This is a genomic window from Puia sp., assembly GCF_035546395.1.
GTDB lineage: Bacteria > Bacteroidota > Bacteroidia > Chitinophagales > Chitinophagaceae > Puia.
The window spans coordinates 327,825-343,970 of the sequence record NZ_DASZXR010000008.1; the positions used below are offsets into that span (position 1 = coordinate 327,825).

Below are 16,146 nucleotides of genomic sequence, written 5' to 3' on the forward strand. Positions count from 1 at the left end.
TCGGGATGTTTTTTGGGGATGTGCGGCCATTCTGGCCCAATGCATTAGGGGAATAAGCATACATAAAAGCAATTAGACTGAAAAAAATTTGCAGGGAACTGAAAGATGCCATAGTCAATCAGCGTAACTAGATATCGAATGTTATAGAATTGTTACGATTTCCAATTTTTGGAATAGGTAGAGCGGTAGCCCGCGCGTAATTAGAAAGATAGAATAGATATGACAGAAGATCGTCTGGTATTGTTGATATCCCGGTTGATATCCGGTGAAATGTCCCCGGAAGATATCCAGGAGTTGGAGCAATGGGCGAATGCGGCCGCTGTCAATCGGGAATGGCTGGAGCGGGTCTCGGCCGAGGGGTTCCTTGAGAAAGAGATCGGCATGATGCGAAGGTTCGATCCAGTGGCCGGTTTTGAGCGGTGGATGCGTGAGATGCGTCAGCGCCGGCGGTCGAAGGTGCTGCGGATCTCGGGGTTTGCAGCGGCGGCGGTTGTTTGTGGTGCTTTAGCCCTTGGTGTTTTGTGGAAATGGCGGCCGGGGGCCGGGGCGCAGAAAGCGGTGGAAGTGGCGAAGGTGAAGCCCATTCCTCCCGGCAAGAATACGGCGGTGTTGGTATTAGGAAATGGGCGGGAGGTTTTGTTGGATAGTGTGGCCAGGGGTGAGGTAGGGTTGCAGGGGAACAGTAAGGTAGTGAAGAGCGGTAAGGGAAGTCTTATGTACCAGGGGGGAGCGGGCAATAACGACGATATCGTATATAATATTCTGAGGACGCCGAGATCGGGACAATATCAGCTGCGATTACCCGATGGATCTCAGGTCTGGCTGAACAATGAGACCAGCCTGAGGTACCCGACCTCGTTTCGGGGAAGGGAGCGAACGGTAGAATTGAGTGGTGAAGCGTTTTTCGAAGTGGCGCCGCGGGCCGATCAGCCCTTTATCGTAAAGGTGCGGGATGAAGAGGTGCGAGTGTTGGGGACCAGTTTCAATATCATGTCCTATTCCGATGAAGGGGGGACCCAGACAACCTTACTGACCGGATCGGTGGCGGTGAAGGCGGCCAATGCACTGATTAAGTTGAAACCGGATGAGCAGGCACAAGTGAGGAAGGATGGCGGTGTCACTGTTTTGAAGGATGTGCCGAGCGGAGATATCGTTTCCTGGAAGGATGGATTCTTCTATTTTGGCAAATCATCCTTTTCAGCCGTGATGCGGCAGTTGGCACGGTGGTATGATGTCGAGGTGGTCTATGAGGGGAAGGCGCCGGAAATGGAATTTGCCGGAAAGATAGATAGGAATCTGCCGCTGAACGACCTGTTGCCGATATTGCGCAAATACTGGGATAACAACCAGGTAGGTTTTCGGTTGGAGGGCCGAACCTTGATCGTCTCTTCCAACTAAGCTGATTTCCAACCTACGGCCTTCTTATGCACCATGGCCATCAAATCTTCCCTATTGGCATTGGCTGCGCCAAACCAGCCGGCATTTAACCCACAACAAAACCATCTTGCATGAGACCGAAATCTACTCTTCCCATATCCCGTCCGCCGGGGTAACTCTCCTTGCTATTTCTCCCAGAAACTGATTATTAGCTACGGAACAAAAATCCCAACGGACACAACCATGGAATATTTCATCAAGGTTATGGCATCGCCATGCGGCAACCTGAAGCGACTGCGGGCCGAGCGTTTCCGCCTGCAACTAGTTCGCGTCATAAGATTGACTTCTATCATCCTGCTCGCTGCTTGTTTGCAGTTGAGTGCTGCCGGCTTTTCGCAAGGCATCACCATCAAAGGAAAGAATTTATCGCTCCCAGCTATTTTTTCGAGTATCGAGAAGCAGACCGGGATCTCCTTTTTCTACAACTCAGCGCTGATCCAGGATAAGAAACCTCAGGATGTGGACATCCAGGGGGCGGACCTCGAAACAGCGTTGAAGGAAATCCTGCAAGGCCAGGGATTGAATTTTTATCGTCAGGGGAAGACGGTATTTATTGTTAAAAAGATCGAAGAGCCGGTGAAGAGCGCAGATGCTCCGGCTGCGCCAGAGGCTCGACAGGTAGACGTACGCGGCAAGGTTACTAACGAGCAGGGTGAGTTGCTGGTTGGCGCTACAGTGACGATCAAGGGCGGCAAGCGGGGAACGTTAACGGACGAGAAAGGGCAATTCTATTTGAAGGCGGTTCCTGTGGAATCCACATTGCAGGTGACGTATACAGGGTACAGACGGACCGAAGTCGATGTGGCCGGAGATGCGCCTTTAGTGATCAAGCTAGTACAGGCAAATAATGGGCTAGACGAGGCAAAGGTGATTGCATACGGGTCGACAACGGAGAGGTTGAGTACGGGCAATGTAACGACAGTTAAGTCGGAGGAGATAGCCCAAAGTCCGATTACAAATGTTTTGGCAGCACTCGAAGGTCGTGTCCCTGGACTGGTAATTACTCAGAATAGTGGGATGCCGGGGAGTTCATATTTCGTGCAAATCCGTGGGCGAAATAGCCTCACTAATGGCAGTGACCCTTACTATGTGATAGACGGGGTCCCATATGTTTCGCAGTATCAATTTAACCAGCTTTACAATCAGCAGCCCGGAGGTGGAAATCCATTGGATTATATCAACCCCAATGATATTGAAAGCATCGAGGTACTTAAGGATGCAGATGCCACCGCGATTTATGGATCAAAAGCTGCTAACGGGGCGATCCTAATCACCACCAAAAAAGGAAAAGTGGGTAAGACCCGGTTGGATATTAACCTGAACCAGGGTATTGGGAAGGCGCCGGCCAAGACGCACTGGATGAATACTGCCCAATATCTTGCGATGCGTAGGGAAGCTATTGCCAACGATGGAGATTCTTTGAGCGATCCCAACCTATTTGCCCCAGATCTTCTGACCTGGGACTCGACACGATTTACGAATTGGCAGCGCCTACTTACCGGCAATGCCGCAGCGTATACGGACGCGGCCGTATCATTCTCTGGAGGGAGTCCAAATACACAATATCTCTTCAGTGCAGACTACAATAGAGTATCCACGGTTTTCCCCTTCACTGGGAGTGTACCACGCGGAGCGGTGCATCTTAATGTAGACAATGTTTCAACAGACGGTAAGTTCCGGCTTTCATTGTCAACTAGCTACATTCTGAGTTCAAGTAAATTACCAGCCTCGGATCTCAGTCAATATTCTAACCTGCCGCCCAATTTGCCATCACTGTACAACAAGGACGGGTCTCTCGATTTAGTTGCTGATCATCTGGGTTTCAAGGCAAATCCCCTTGTCTACCAATATATGCGGTTTTCTGCTAATAACAATAATCTGGTGGGTCACGCCAATTTCGCTTATACTATTATCAAAGGATTGGAAATCAGGACTGGTCTCGGTTACACACACATGCAGTCCAATGACGTTTCAATCACTCCAATCGCTGCTCAGGATCCATCCTTCCCTCAAACTGGGTTCGCCGGCTTCACGTATAATACTATCACTACGTGGATCGCCGAACCACAGCTGAGTTATAACTTTTATGCCGGACCAGGGAAAGTAACATTTCTTGCTGGTTCGACTTTTCAGAAAAATAGCAGCAGTGGACTCTCCTTGTCCGCCCGCGGCTATACTAGCGACGCATTGATTCAAAATATCCAGGCGGCGCCCGTCGTAACGGTACCCTCGACAAGCTATGCTACTTATAAATACGGTGCGGTCTTCGGTAGACTCAGTTACGATTACCTTGACAAATACATCCTTAATTTCAACTGGCGAAGGGATGGGAGTAGCCGATTTGGTCCCGACAACCAGTTCCATAATTTTGGATCGTTGGGTGTAGGCTACATTTTCAGCAAGGAGAAGGCTTTCACGGAAAATTTAAGCTTTCTTAGCTTCGGGAAGATAAGAGGAAGTTATGGAACTACCGGAAACGACCAGATTGGAGATTATCAATATCTTTCTCTTTATCAAACTGCTCCTATACCCTATCAAGGGATTGGGTCCTTAGTGCCTACTGGCCTCAGCAATCCTCAATTGGCCTGGGAAGAAACTCGCAAATTTGAAGGAGGCCTTGATCTGGGATTCATGAAGGATCGTGTGCTGATACATGCAAGTTATTACCATAATCGAAGCTCGAACCAATTGGTAAGCACGCCGTTGCCGTCAATCACAGGGTTTGCCTTCATTTCCGAGAACTTGCCGGCGATCGTTCAAAATTCAGGCTGGGAGTTTGCCTTGAGTACGATTAATATCAAAAGTCGGAACTTTACCTGGTCCAGCTCCCTTAATTTGACGATCGGTAGAAATAAACTGGTGGCTTTTCCTAATCTGGCGAATTCGCCGTATGCTAACAGGTTCGTTGTAGGTAAGCCCTTAAGTATTTTGAAGGTATTTCAATGCCTGGGGGTTGATCCAGAAACTGGAGTTTACGAGTTTAGAGATAGCAGCGGCAAATCAACTTTTGCACCTTCCTATGGTATCGATAATACGGCCATCTTAGACCAAACATTGAAATATTATGGAGGGTTTCAGAATACAATCTCCTACAACAATCTTGAACTTTCATTTTTGTTTAGCTTTAGGAGGCAGATGGGTTTGAACTATCTTGCGGCTCAAGGAGTGGCTCCAGGGATTTACGGCACGAATGCGCCTACGGGATTTTTAGGAAGGTGGCGGAAGCCGGGGGATCATGCAACGGTTGAAAGATTTACGCAGGACTATGCCTCGCCTGCTTTCTCGGCGTATCAATATGCACAAAACAGCACTTATTTGTGGGTGAATGCCAGCTTTGTCAGGCTCAGCAATCTGTCGCTTTCATATCGTTTCCCACGTACATGGGCAAGCCGGATGCATCTGCAGGAGCTAAGGTGTTATGTGCATTGTCAGAATTTGTTGACGATAACGGGGTACAAAGGTCTAGATCCAGAAAACCAAAGCTCGACGGCTTTGCCACCGTTGCGAGTCATCACTGGTGGAATTAACTTTTCTCTTTAAATGAATTGACATGAAAAAGTACAAAAAAGTTACATGTATAATCTGTTTTGCTACGGTTTGCATAGTATCGTTTAACTGCAGAAAATTTGTAGAGGTTCCTCCGCCAATCACTCAATTGTCAGCTGCCTCGGTTTATTCAACTAATACAACAATCGAATCGGCGTTGAACGGTATCTACGTCACAATGGAAGGAAATTCAATTGCAGGAGGTCAATTCGGGATCTCCGAGTTTTTGGGTTTGTCCGCTGATGAGTTTAATTTATTTTCCGGAACGTCAGCGGTGCTCGAGCAAGCGTATGGCAATGCGCAAAAAAGCAATAATCCCCCGAGCATCTGGGCGGATCTTTATAATCTTATCTATCAATCCAACGAGATAATTGCTGGCGCTTCTGGTTCCGCAGCTATTACGCCGGCCATTAGACAGCAGGCGATTGGTGAATCAGAATTTATTCGTGCGTTCTGCAATTTTTATCTGGTCAATATTTATGGAAATATTCCACTTGTTATGAGTGCCGACTATAATAAGAATGCAGTTCTTGGGCAAAGTCCGGCAAGTGCTGTCTATGCGGAGATTGTGGCGGATTTAAAGGACGCTCAAAGTCGCCTAGGAACCGATTATATGGATTCAAAAGGTGACCCTTCCACCCAAAGAGTGAGACCCAATAGTGCTGTCGCGACTGCGCTACTTGCACGTGTCTATTTGTACATGGGGGTTTATGACAGTGCTGAACAGGAGGCAACCCTGGTTATCAACAATCCTGTATATAAACTGTATCAGGACAGTGCAGGGATCGATAGCGTATTCCTAACGTCTAGCCAGGAGGCTATTTGGCAGTTGGAACTACCGAATAATGATTTCGGCAATACTAACGATGGCGGGCTTTTTTTGTCCGTAATTTTTTCCGGAGGACCTGCTTCCTTTGCTCCTTTCACACTGGGTGAGGCACTGCTGGCCAGTTTCGAACCCTTGGACCTGCGCAGAAAGGCGTGGGTGGACAGTGTCGTTTCCGGACCGAATGTATATTACATTCCTTACAAATATAAGCTTTATTATACGGGGGTGCCTCCAGCAGAGTACCCAACTATAATGCGGCTGGCGGAACAATACCTCATCCGAGCCGAAGCAAGGGCGCAACAGGGGAATCTAGAGGGCGCAAAGTCTGATCTTAATATTATCCGCTCCAGGGCTAATCTACCTCCTACCGCAGCATCAACAAAAGCAGATGTCTTGAACGCTATTATTCAAGAGCGCCGTGTAGAATTATTTACTGAATATGGGCACCGGTGGTTGGATATTAAACGAACCGGAGTGGTGGATCAAGTGATGAGTAGCGTTACGCCCTTAAAAGCAGGCACCTGGGAGCCGACTGATAGTCTTTACCCCATTCCTTATGGCGATATCCAAGCGGATCCGAGGCTAAAGCAGAATAGGGGATACCAATAATATTGTCTTGACTGTGTTCTGTGGCTTATCCCGTCGCTTTCGCATATTTTCCAATAGCTCTACCTACATTTTTGGCGCTTTTGTGGCGACATTTTCTACTGTTAATTTCACGGGTAAGCAGATAGCGGCGAAGAACTGTACTTTTCTAGAAATTAATCGAAAATGAGGTATTTGTTGACAATACTGCTTCTGGAATGTGAACTGGTCCTTTTTGCGCAGAAGCCGGCCTTGGATACGGCGGCTCTTTCGAACTGGCCGTATATTCAGCAGGAATCGATCAGTCCTGATGGGAACTATGTGTGTTACAGCATCGTGGCAGGAGACAGACCGCCTGTATTATATGTACAGTCGACCGATGAGCCTTTCCGGTTGGAAATCGCGGGCGGCGGGCAGGCCACCTTTACAGCGGATAGTAAACGGTTGATCTGCCAGGTAGCCGGTGACAGTTTATGTGTCATTGACTTGAAGGCCCGAAGAGCTGTTTTTACCCCGGGGGTGGCTTCTTATCAACTGCCGAAAGCAGGAAACGGCCGTTGGCTGGGATATAGGTTGACCGTCGGAGAGCTGGCAGTAGCCGATCTTTATTCCGGTAAACAAGAGAACTATGGCGCGGTTCGGGATTACCTGTTCAGCAATACCGGGAAAGCGTTGGTGATTGAGCGCAGCGGAAATTTGGACGGCAAAGCGGTGCAGCTTGAATGGGTGGACCTGGGAGGCGGACAGAAGAAGGTCGTTTACAGAGGTACGGGATTGAGCCATCTAACCTTTTCGGATCAGGAAAACAGGTTGGCTTTTTTTGCGGAGGGGGTAGGTGGAGAAAGGACTCGTCAGGTGCTGTACTGGTATAGGGCAGGGGGCGACAGTGCCCGGGTGATGGTCGATGAGGGAACGATGGGGCTAGAGGCAGGGTATGCAGTAGAGGCGGAAGAGCTCGAGTTCAGTCCGGATGGGAAGAAGGTATTTTTTTGGTTGCGGCGGATTCGGCCCGTCTATCCACCGACACGGATCGGGGCCAGTGTGGATATCTGGAATTACCAGGACCGGTTTTTGCAATATTTTCAGCTGGGTGACAGGCAAAGGGACACCTTGGAATCTTTTAGAGCGGTCTATCAGGTCAGAGCTGACCGGGTATTGCGGTTAGAGGAAGAGACGGATGGATTTGGCGGGATGGCTGAACTCAACCGGGCGGGGAACGACAACTACCTGCTGACCGCCACGAAGTATAATTCCGGAGAGGGTTATTTTAAGGGGGTGAAACGGTCCGACATGTATCTCATCAATACGGACGACGGTTCGAGGCAGATCATTGGCAGGGGAATCTTCTTTCCGCCGTTTACCCAATACTCCCAAGAAGGCCGGTATGTGTTGTGGTATGACCAGATCAAACGGGCCTATTTTGCATATGATATTTCGGAAAAAGTCTGTCGGAATATCAGTTTCCGGATCCCGTTTCCAGTCGTTGATGAACGGGATGGCTATTCGGTTCCTCCCACCGCATTTGGTTGTGGGATGTGGCTGCCGGGTGATAGTGCGGTTTTGCTGTACGACCAGTATGATATCTGGAAAGTGGATCCACGAGGTAGACGACTACCCATCAATCTTACCGCTGGTTATGGAAGAAAGCATAGGGTGGCGTTGCGGTGCAGTTATTCCCAGCAGGATAGTGGCGGCAACGAGGTATTGGTGGATGATAAGGGAGGAATCATCTTGTGTGCTCTCGATGAGAAGAATAAAAGCAATGGCTTTTATAGGATCAACTGGCATCATGGCGGGATCCCGGAGCTATTGCAGATGGACGATGCACTGTATTATTTTTCTGGGAGCTTGTCGTATTCAAGTTTTCCGAATGGCCTATGGAAGGCCCGAGATGCGGAGCGGTACCTGCTGCGGAAACAGAGCAGCACAGAATACCCAAACCTGTTCATAACGGCCGATTTTCAAAGTTTTAAGCCGATAACAAGTCTTCAGCCCCAACAGGAGTTTAACTGGATGCGGAGTGGACTGGTCCGGTGGACCACGTTCTCCGGGCACAGAGGAGAAGGTATCCTTTACCGACCGGAGGATTTTAATCCGAAGAAAAAATACCCGGTTATCTTCAATTATTATGAGCGGCTGAGCGAAGGTCTGAACAACTACCTGTACCCCACCTATTGCCGAGGGCGAATGAATATCCCTTGGTTTGTGAGCCGGGGCTATCTGGTCTTTTGCCCGGATATCTATTACACGCCCGGCGACCCTGGAGCCGGAATCTATGATTACGTAGTATCGGCGGCGCATATGATGGCGGCAAAGCCCTGGGTGGATCGCAATAGAATGGGAATCCAGGGGCACAGTTTCGCGGGATTCGAGACGAACTACCTGATCACACGCACGCGTCTGTTTGCGGCGGCGGCGAGTTCGGCCGGCGTGAGTGACATGGTTAGCCAAAGCGGAGAGGCAGACCTGGCGTCCTGTGCTGGCCAGTTCTTTGTTGAATATGGTCAGTATCGGATGGCAGTACCGTATTGGGAAAATATGGAGGCGTATCTTCGAAACTCGGCGGTATTCCAGGTTAAAAAGATTGCGACTCCGCTACTGATCCTTCACAATCGGCAAGACGGCGCGGTTCCCTGGGAGCAAGGAGTGGAACTATTTACGGCGCTGCGCCGGATGAGTAAACCAGTATGGCTGCTCCAATACGACGACGAGGGGCATAATTTGGGAGGTAAAAGTGCGGTAGATTATACCTTGCGGCTGACGCAGTACTTTGACCATTATTTGAAAGGGCAACCGGAGCCCCGGTGGATGAGTGTGGGCGTTTCGGCGAGATGGAAGGGTATCGATGATGGGTTGGACCTTTCCGGAGGAAAGAAATCAGTCGGAAAATAGAGGACAAATGACGCGCCCTGAAAAAAGTTGACAAAAACATTTTCATAGAGCTCACCCTTTTGCGTAATGGAGATGTCGATAAAGTGGTTTCAAAGTAGCATGACGTAATTGGAGCAGCAATATCGTAATCCTCTGTCCGTATAATGCGTCAGATATTGACCATTGATTGGATTCATTTATAGGCATTTGGAGGGCATTAACGGACTGATCGTCCCCAGGGTATGGGATAGCCGATGATCTCTCGGAGATGACATCTGCAACCAGGGCGAGCTAGGTATAGCGATCCGCCAGCCGGACAGCGGTGGTAATGTTAACCCCGAGTAGGTTGGTGTGGGTAATCACGTGCCCTTTGATCAAGTGGTTGTACTTGAATATGGGATGCGATAAATCAGTAGTGACGGGCTTTCGTTTCTTTTTTTGAATGAGCAGGTTCGTGGTCGACAAGCAGTTGGAAAAGTTTGTATCTTCCTATTTTGATCCCGTGGTTGCTGAGCGGAGGTTTGAGCAATTGATAGAGTTCATTTGTGCGGACTTAGGGAAGAGTGGATCGGATATCGTTGACGAGTTTGATAACGACGGCAGCCTGCTGATATGCAATCTTTTCCTTTGATAGAATTTTTAGTGGGCCCTCGGGAATAGCAAAAACAGCTCGCAGAGTTGCCGCGTGGTGAAGTCGGTGACAGGTTTCTGAGCTTAACTACTATTTTGCGTCGAGCTTTTTTAGATGGAGTTGAGAAATTCCTCCTCTTCGGCCGATGAGCGTCTCCAGGGGCGGTGATCCTGAGTTGGACGAAGCGAATGGTTTCCTGAAGTTCTTCGACAGTCTTGGGGCATGGATTATCTCCGTTTAGCGCATCACTTCCATAAAGAGTTTTACCTTCATACCTGCTGACAAGGCAGCTTTCGATCCTGGAAGATTAAGCTTATAGTATGGCATGGTTTATTGATTACTACAACCAATTTTGACAACCTAAATCAGGACAAGACAAAGACAAAACGCAATTTTAAGAAAGAGATAGCGGTTCTACCTCTTAAAAAGAGGCAGAACCGCTGTGGTGAGATTCAACTGTTATTCCCCTGCTTGACTAAATGCTTGTAATGCAATAGGGGTCGTACAGTAAATGGTGCGAGCACCAACTGTATGGGGACAGGTGCCGAGCGGTGAAGTAGTTGACGCATACACCGTTTTTACCCCCACGAGCGGTATGCCATTGTTTACCGTCGTTACGCCAGGGGCTGTGCAGTACAACTGAGTCGTTGCGTTGGTGGTAGTCGTACAAATGTAAAACGTTCCACTGAAAAACTTCGAAGATTTGAAAGCCAATGCGCCGCCAACGACGCCGAATACGGCGATGGCCATCAACATGATTTTTGCTCTTTTCATAACTAAGGTGCTTTTTAGGATCAAAAAGCGAAACTTTACCGGGATGTACAATGTGCCTACTCTGTTCTGCTGGTTTTCGGCTGCCCCAGTGAATGCCGGGTTTCGCCCGACTTGTACTCACTCCCTTCCTTGTAGGACAGTGCACTGGCCATAAGCTAGAAAGGAATGCCGTCGATATCGCAAGACTGCGGAGTTGGACGGATTTTCCTGGACCAACTGATCAGGCTGGTACAGGTAATTTTTGCGCAAAAATATTTTATGGCGAAACGCTTTCTTTAAGTGTTTCGAAATCCATTTTTCCCATAAGGAGTTCCTTCAGATGTTTTTGATGGTCATAGACAGCGAGATAAGGTACGCCCATGGTGTTGAAATAGTGTCCGAAGAAGTCAGTCGTGTCTCTGCCTAGAATTATATTTGGATAATTTCCCAAACGGTAGATCTTTTGCCAGGACATCATATCGGAATGGGTAGCGGTGGTAATCAGGTAGATACGAACATTTTTTAAGAAAGGCATATTCGCGAGGATGTCTGCCATCTCAGCTTTAGAATACGGGCAATATGGACCGAAATAAAATAGGATAACTGGTCGCCCGACAGGTATTTGGGAAGTATTGAATTTAGTTGTGCTATCAGGTAGCGATAAATTGAATGCCGGTAACGGTTTCCCTTCCAAGCCAGTGCGCACTCGGTTGGGATTTGAACAGGCAACCAGGCTAACTAACAGCAATAGATTGGCGATAGGTTTCATGATGAATCGTTGAAGATTGACTCGAGGAAGTGCTTCGATGGATAATGTACTCTAAGAGTAAGGCAGCGAAACTTAGCGTAAAGAACAAGGGAAACAACTGGTAACGAAGGACGATGGGCGAAGCTAGGACACTGAATCCCATATTGATCAGCCAAACGACCCCTATCAAAAGAAGAGCTCGGCGAAGACCGAAACGCGCATCACGGAATCCTCCAACGAACGCAAAACCGATGAATGATAATATGAATAGGACGTTAATGAGAGCTAGAACAATAGGGAAAGCATCTGCCAAGGAAATGTCTTTGGTAGCCGCGTGGACTCTTGTGCTTTTATAATGAAACCAAAAGCGGGCAATTTCTTCTACTGAGTCACTGCCCATGTTATAGGAGTGTATAAATTCAGGGTCGGGAGTATAGTAGCGAACCAAATTTGGCCAAATGAAATAGCGCAGATAGCCCGCACTGTGGCGGCGAATCAACCAGGCGCCATATTTGGCATAAAGCGGGCCCATAGAGGCCCATCTGGTGAGTAAGTCGGTGGTCGAATCCTTTGCCCATTTCTGACGAAGATATTCCTTTAAGGGGGCCTTTTCATCCCAGAGATAGTAAATACCCAGTTGGAGATCTGGGCGGAAAGGAAGTTTTTTGAGAGAGTCGAGGTGGAGGTTTACCAAACGGTGCAAAGGTTGGAGCGGTTTGGGGACGTCATCAACAGCGTCCTCGCGCTCAACATGAGCATAAACATAAAGTGCGTTGCTTGCGAGTTGCCAACCGCCAAAAGCGGAGAATTGGGCCTTGCCGGAGAGTTGGCGATAGTGATATAGCGAATGGCCTGCCATGCTTCCTACCAGCGTGAACATGGCTGCTATCCCAACCAGTTTGATTTTTATGGGTTTGATGGCAAAAGCGATGCAGGCCAGACTTACGAATGGATAATATAACGCGTTGTGACGGACTAAGATGGCGAGTACAACAACTATTGCGTGGCGGATTAATAAATTGATGGTGGGCCGAAAGGGGATAGTGAGGAGTTGAGCGAGCCAAATAAGGCTTAGAGAAGCGAAGACCGCATCACTAGCGACGAAATTGCTGATGAGAAGAGACAGAGGATTCGCAACACAACAAATGAGCATGATCCGGAAAGTCCATTTCGATGGGGATAGCCAATACCGAAGCGTAAGCAGAAAATAAAGTAGGCAGCCTTGAAGCAGAAAATATTGGGAAAAGACTAAAGCGGTATCGGAACGGGTGAAACTGCTGAAAAGACGCAAGAACATTGAATAGCCGATAGGCCAAATATTGATTGACTGATTGTTGTATGCGGCCGTCAGGTAGGAGTAGGAATCAGGTAGGAAGTTGGGGAACGGATAGAGCACTTTTAGCCAAATGAAAGCTGCGATCGAAATGATAGCAAAAACTGCGATCAAAGTCCTGTTTTCCCGGTCATTCCAGGCCCAGTGTTTAAAAGGATGGGATGTGAGTTGCTGAATCATAAAACCGAAGTATTAATGGCGGATGAAAAGGCAGCTTTCCAGATGGATTCCAGAAGTAGACATGCTACTGTTATATATATTAGGACCGGAAATAATTGGAAGCGAAGAGCAATAGGTGAGGCGTAAACGCTAAACCCGAAATTGACGATCCAGAGGCCTATCGTTAACCAAAGAATTTGTCCTAGTCGATTATCGTTTTTAATTCCGTTGAGGATGCCATAAAATAGTGTGCTGAGCAAAAAGAGGACATTTAATACACCGATGACGATCGGAAACCAATTAAGGGTTGATACATTAAAATCCTTCATCAGGGTTTTGACCTTGGGCGATTTCCAATGAAACCACATCTGGGCTATGCCGGCAACGCTATCTATTCCCATGTTATAAGTCTCTAGAAATTCAACGGGTGGGGTATAGTATTTCAACGCGTTTGGCAATAGATAGTGGGCAGCGTATTCGAGTGGATAAGTCCGAACCAGCCATTTGCCGTATTCAGCATATAGCGGCGCCACGGTGGCCCATCTTTTAAGGGGTTTGGCTATACTGTCTGTTTTAAATTGCAGGTCCATGTATTTCTGTAGGGGTGAACTGGGATCCCACATGTAAACGGTACTGGCCACGAGCATCGACTCTGGGTGCTTTTTGGTGTCCCTAGTGGAATCGAAATAGGTCCGGACCATGCGGTCGAGTTCGCGGAAATGGGGCGGGGGGATGACGAGTTTGTCATGGTCCACGTATCGATAAGCATACATGGCGTTATTGGCGATCTGCCACCCGCTGAAAGGGGTGAACTCCCAGATGCCAACAAATTCCTTATAGCGTGAACTAATGAACAAGACAAATGAGCCGATCAACAGAAAGCTGCCGGAAATGGCTGCCAGCTTTATCCAAATCCGCTGCCTTGAAAGAAGTAGCGCAATAGCGCCGACCAACGGATAGAACAAAGCATTGTATCGAACAGTGAAGGCCAAGAAGAGGATTATGGCTTGGACAATGAGCAATCGGGTGGTTGGCCGATGGAGAATCCACAACAAGAGAGTGAACCAGCTAATACTCAAGGGGATAAAGAGAGCGTCGCTAAGTACGTAATTGCCCAGGTAAAGAAATACGGGGTTGAAGACGACAAATACGAACAAGAGCCATCGCACCATCCGGCCTGGCCGGTAAAAATAGAAGCAGGTGAATAGGAAAAAGAGCGAGCTAGCCTGAAACATTAGGTACTGGAAAGCGACCAGCGCAAAATCGGAATTCGAAAAGACACTAAAGATGCGCAGGAATTTAGAATAGCCGGTTGGATAGGTGTTTATATCGAAGTTGCCGTAAGCCGTTTCAAGATATACGTAGGAATCCCCACTGATAAAACCGGCCAGAGGGTAAAAATGCTTAAAAATTGCAAATTGCAGGATTATGGCGATGCCGGCCGTCCAGAGAAAGGGCTTATTCCGGCGGTCTTTGAATAAATAGTCCTTGAAACCTTCCCTCTGTCCGGGCACTGCAACGGACGCAGCAGCACGTGCAGGTACCTCCGTCTTTTCTTGGACCTTTTCCTCATGATACTCTTGTTCGGTGTTGATGCTCCAAATATTATCCTTAGTGGAGATGCCCTTACGGATATTGTCGACGGACACCATGGCAGTCAGCATGGAATGGTCAGAATTGTTGTATTTGTGCATTCCATTTCGACCGACCAGGAAGAGATTGGCAAAGCGGTCGGTAAATTGTTTGACTTCCTCGAAGCGTTCATAGGTGCCAAAATAGGCCGGATAAGTTTTTTCTACCCGCAGGACGTTGGTGTCGAGGACATCGACACTATCTGCCAAGCCCATCTTTGCCAACTCTGAAACAGCCTGGACCTTGATCTCCTCGTCCGAAAGCTGCCAGAAAGCGTCCGTCGTGTTACAGAAATACTCCATCCCAATCCATACGGTATTTGGGTCCTTTACCATGAAGGGGCTCCAGTTATTGAATAGTTGCAGCCGTCCAACCCGGACGTCTTTCTCCTGGATATAAATCCAGGTGTCTGGGAGGATTCCCGAAGGCGCGTCGGCTGCATCACCTTTTGGCGGTACCATCTTTCGCAGAAGCATCCCAACTGTAATAAAGTCCCTGTATTGTAGACCGGATGCAGTCTCCTGCACATTGGCCGGAACTTCTTTCCCCATCGCAGCGATCAGTTCCTTAACCGGCATAGTGGAAAAGAAATAGTCGCCTTCCCAGATGCGCGATTGACCAGTTTGCGCGTCGAGCGTAGTAACGGCGGTGACCTGTTCCCCGTCCATTTCAATGGCGCGAACATCCTGATGAAAGATTACTTGCCCCCCTTTTTCCTGTACCTGTCGGGCTACTTCTTCCCAAAGCTGACCGGGGCCAAATTTCGGATAGAGGAACCGTTCGATCAGACTAGTCTCGGTGCCTTTCTGACTGATATCATTTTTGCCGACCTTGGGTTTGGGCTTAAAGGATTTGACTGCATGCGCAATTGCTTTGGCAATGGAAATGCCTTTGATGCGCTGTGCGCCCCATTCCGAAGATATCTTCGTACACGGGACGCCCCAAACCTTTTCCGTATAGTCCTTGAAGAAGAGTCGGTAGAGCTTTTCGCCAAAACGATTGATGAAGAAGTCTTCCAGACTTTTCTCGGGTTTTCTTGGGAATAGTCTTGCCTTACTATACGAAACAAGAATGCCCAGAGTTCGCGCCAATCCAAGTTTGCGAAGCGTATCCAAAGACAATTGAATCGGATAACTGAAGAATTTTCTTAAGAAATAAATCCTGGAAAGGCGGTTTCTCACCAGCATCACGAGATCGGAGGTATTCTCCTGCCGGCCGCAGGTTTCCATTTTTTTAATCGTCCTGGAGTGTCGCTGATAGGTTACCGTGAATTGCTGTTCTTCCATTGGTTGGACTGGCATTATATTTAGCCACCACTGCATTACCCGGTCCGATTTGGAGAAAAAGCGATGTCCCCCGATATCCATTCGATTCCCTTTGTAATTCACCGTTTTAGATATCCCGCCGATATCTCCTGACTTTTCCAGGACAATGGGAATAATATCGGTATGTTGCAAGAGTTCATAGGCCGCGGTCAAGCCGGCCGGTCCTGCGCCAATAATAATGGCTTTGGTAGGCATGCATAATTTTTTTTAGTGAAAGGGGAATCTGTAAAAGGAGTAGAAATTAAAGGAGGCGGAAACTGTTGCCTGAATAATCGCATTCGCCTGGTCGGTAAATAG

General features: G+C 48.1%; 9 protein-coding genes. 5 read left to right on the forward strand and 4 right to left on the reverse strand.

All coding sequences use genetic code 11. From position 1 onward, the window contains the following. Positions 1 to 219 precede the first annotated feature (219 nt). From VHE34_RS09775 to VHE34_RS09795, 5 genes are all read left to right on the forward strand, one after another. Positions 220 to 1,398: a FecR family protein gene (locus VHE34_RS09775; protein WP_325587222.1), complete on the forward strand. Its 1,179-nt coding sequence runs from the start codon at positions 220 to 222 to the stop codon at positions 1,396 to 1,398. Between the two features lie 222 nt (positions 1,399 to 1,620). Beyond that, positions 1,621 to 4,977 (forward strand): SusC/RagA family TonB-linked outer membrane protein, encoded by a 3,357-nt coding sequence (locus VHE34_RS09780; RefSeq protein ID WP_325587224.1) that lies wholly within the window; start codon positions 1,621 to 1,623, stop codon positions 4,975 to 4,977. A gap of 10 nt (positions 4,978 to 4,987) precedes the next feature. After that, positions 4,988 to 6,421, forward strand: coding sequence for a RagB/SusD family nutrient uptake outer membrane protein (locus VHE34_RS09785; RefSeq protein WP_325587226.1), 1,434 nt, complete (start codon positions 4,988 to 4,990; stop codon positions 6,419 to 6,421). Positions 6,422 to 6,595: 174 nt separating this feature from the next. Then, positions 6,596 to 9,289 (forward strand): alpha/beta hydrolase family protein, encoded by a 2,694-nt coding sequence (locus VHE34_RS09790; protein ID WP_325587229.1) that lies wholly within the window; start codon positions 6,596 to 6,598, stop codon positions 9,287 to 9,289. Between the two features lie 421 nt (positions 9,290 to 9,710). Next, positions 9,711 to 9,899, forward strand: coding sequence for a hypothetical protein (locus VHE34_RS09795; protein WP_325587231.1), 189 nt, complete (start codon positions 9,711 to 9,713; stop codon positions 9,897 to 9,899). Positions 9,900 to 10,358: 459 nt separating this feature from the next. Here the strand turns inward: VHE34_RS09795 and VHE34_RS09800 are convergent, their stop codons facing one another. The 4 genes from VHE34_RS09800 to VHE34_RS09815 all read right to left on the reverse strand — a co-directional run bounded on the left by VHE34_RS09800 (position 10,359) and on the right by VHE34_RS09815 (position 16,044). Further along, positions 10,359 to 10,673, reverse strand: coding sequence for a hypothetical protein (locus VHE34_RS09800; RefSeq protein ID WP_325587233.1), 315 nt, complete (start codon positions 10,671 to 10,673; stop codon positions 10,359 to 10,361). Between the two features lie 256 nt (positions 10,674 to 10,929). Beyond that, positions 10,930 to 11,421 (reverse strand): TlpA family protein disulfide reductase, encoded by a 492-nt coding sequence (locus VHE34_RS09805; protein ID WP_325587235.1) that lies wholly within the window; start codon positions 11,419 to 11,421, stop codon positions 10,930 to 10,932. After that, entirely contained in the window at positions 11,387 to 12,913 is a 1,527-nt protein-coding gene (locus VHE34_RS09810) for a hypothetical protein (protein WP_325587237.1), read from the reverse strand. The genes VHE34_RS09805 and VHE34_RS09810 overlap by 35 nt, the downstream gene beginning before the upstream one ends. After that, positions 12,910 to 16,044 carry an NAD(P)/FAD-dependent oxidoreductase gene (locus VHE34_RS09815; RefSeq protein WP_325587239.1) on the reverse strand — a complete coding sequence of 1,045 codons (3,135 nt, stop codon included), beginning with the start codon at positions 16,042 to 16,044 and terminating at the stop codon, positions 12,910 to 12,912. Before VHE34_RS09815 ends, VHE34_RS09810 begins: the two co-directional genes overlap by 4 nt. Between the last annotated feature and the right edge of the window lie 102 nt (positions 16,045 to 16,146).

Excerpts from the sequence above, each read along its gene's own strand:
- VHE34_RS09775 (WP_325587222.1), top strand. The coding sequence starts at position 220 with ATGACAGAAGATCGTCTGGTATTGTTGATATCCCGGTTGATATCCGGT.
- VHE34_RS09780 (WP_325587224.1), top strand. The coding sequence starts at position 1,621 with ATGGAATATTTCATCAAGGTTATGGCATCGCCATGCGGCAACCTGAAG.
- VHE34_RS09785 (WP_325587226.1), top strand. The coding sequence starts at position 4,988 with ATGAAAAAGTACAAAAAAGTTACATGTATAATCTGTTTTGCTACGGTT.
- VHE34_RS09795 (WP_325587231.1), top strand. The coding sequence starts at position 9,711 with ATGAGCAGGTTCGTGGTCGACAAGCAGTTGGAAAAGTTTGTATCTTCC.
- VHE34_RS09800 (WP_325587233.1), bottom strand. The coding sequence starts at position 10,673 with ATGAAAAGAGCAAAAATCATGTTGATGGCCATCGCCGTATTCGGCGTC.
- VHE34_RS09805 (WP_325587235.1), bottom strand. The coding sequence starts at position 11,421 with ATGAAACCTATCGCCAATCTATTGCTGTTAGTTAGCCTGGTTGCCTGT.
- VHE34_RS09810 (WP_325587237.1), bottom strand. The coding sequence starts at position 12,913 with ATGATTCAGCAACTCACATCCCATCCTTTTAAACACTGGGCCTGGAAT.
- VHE34_RS09815 (WP_325587239.1), bottom strand. The coding sequence starts at position 16,044 with ATGCCTACCAAAGCCATTATTATTGGCGCAGGACCGGCCGGCTTGACC.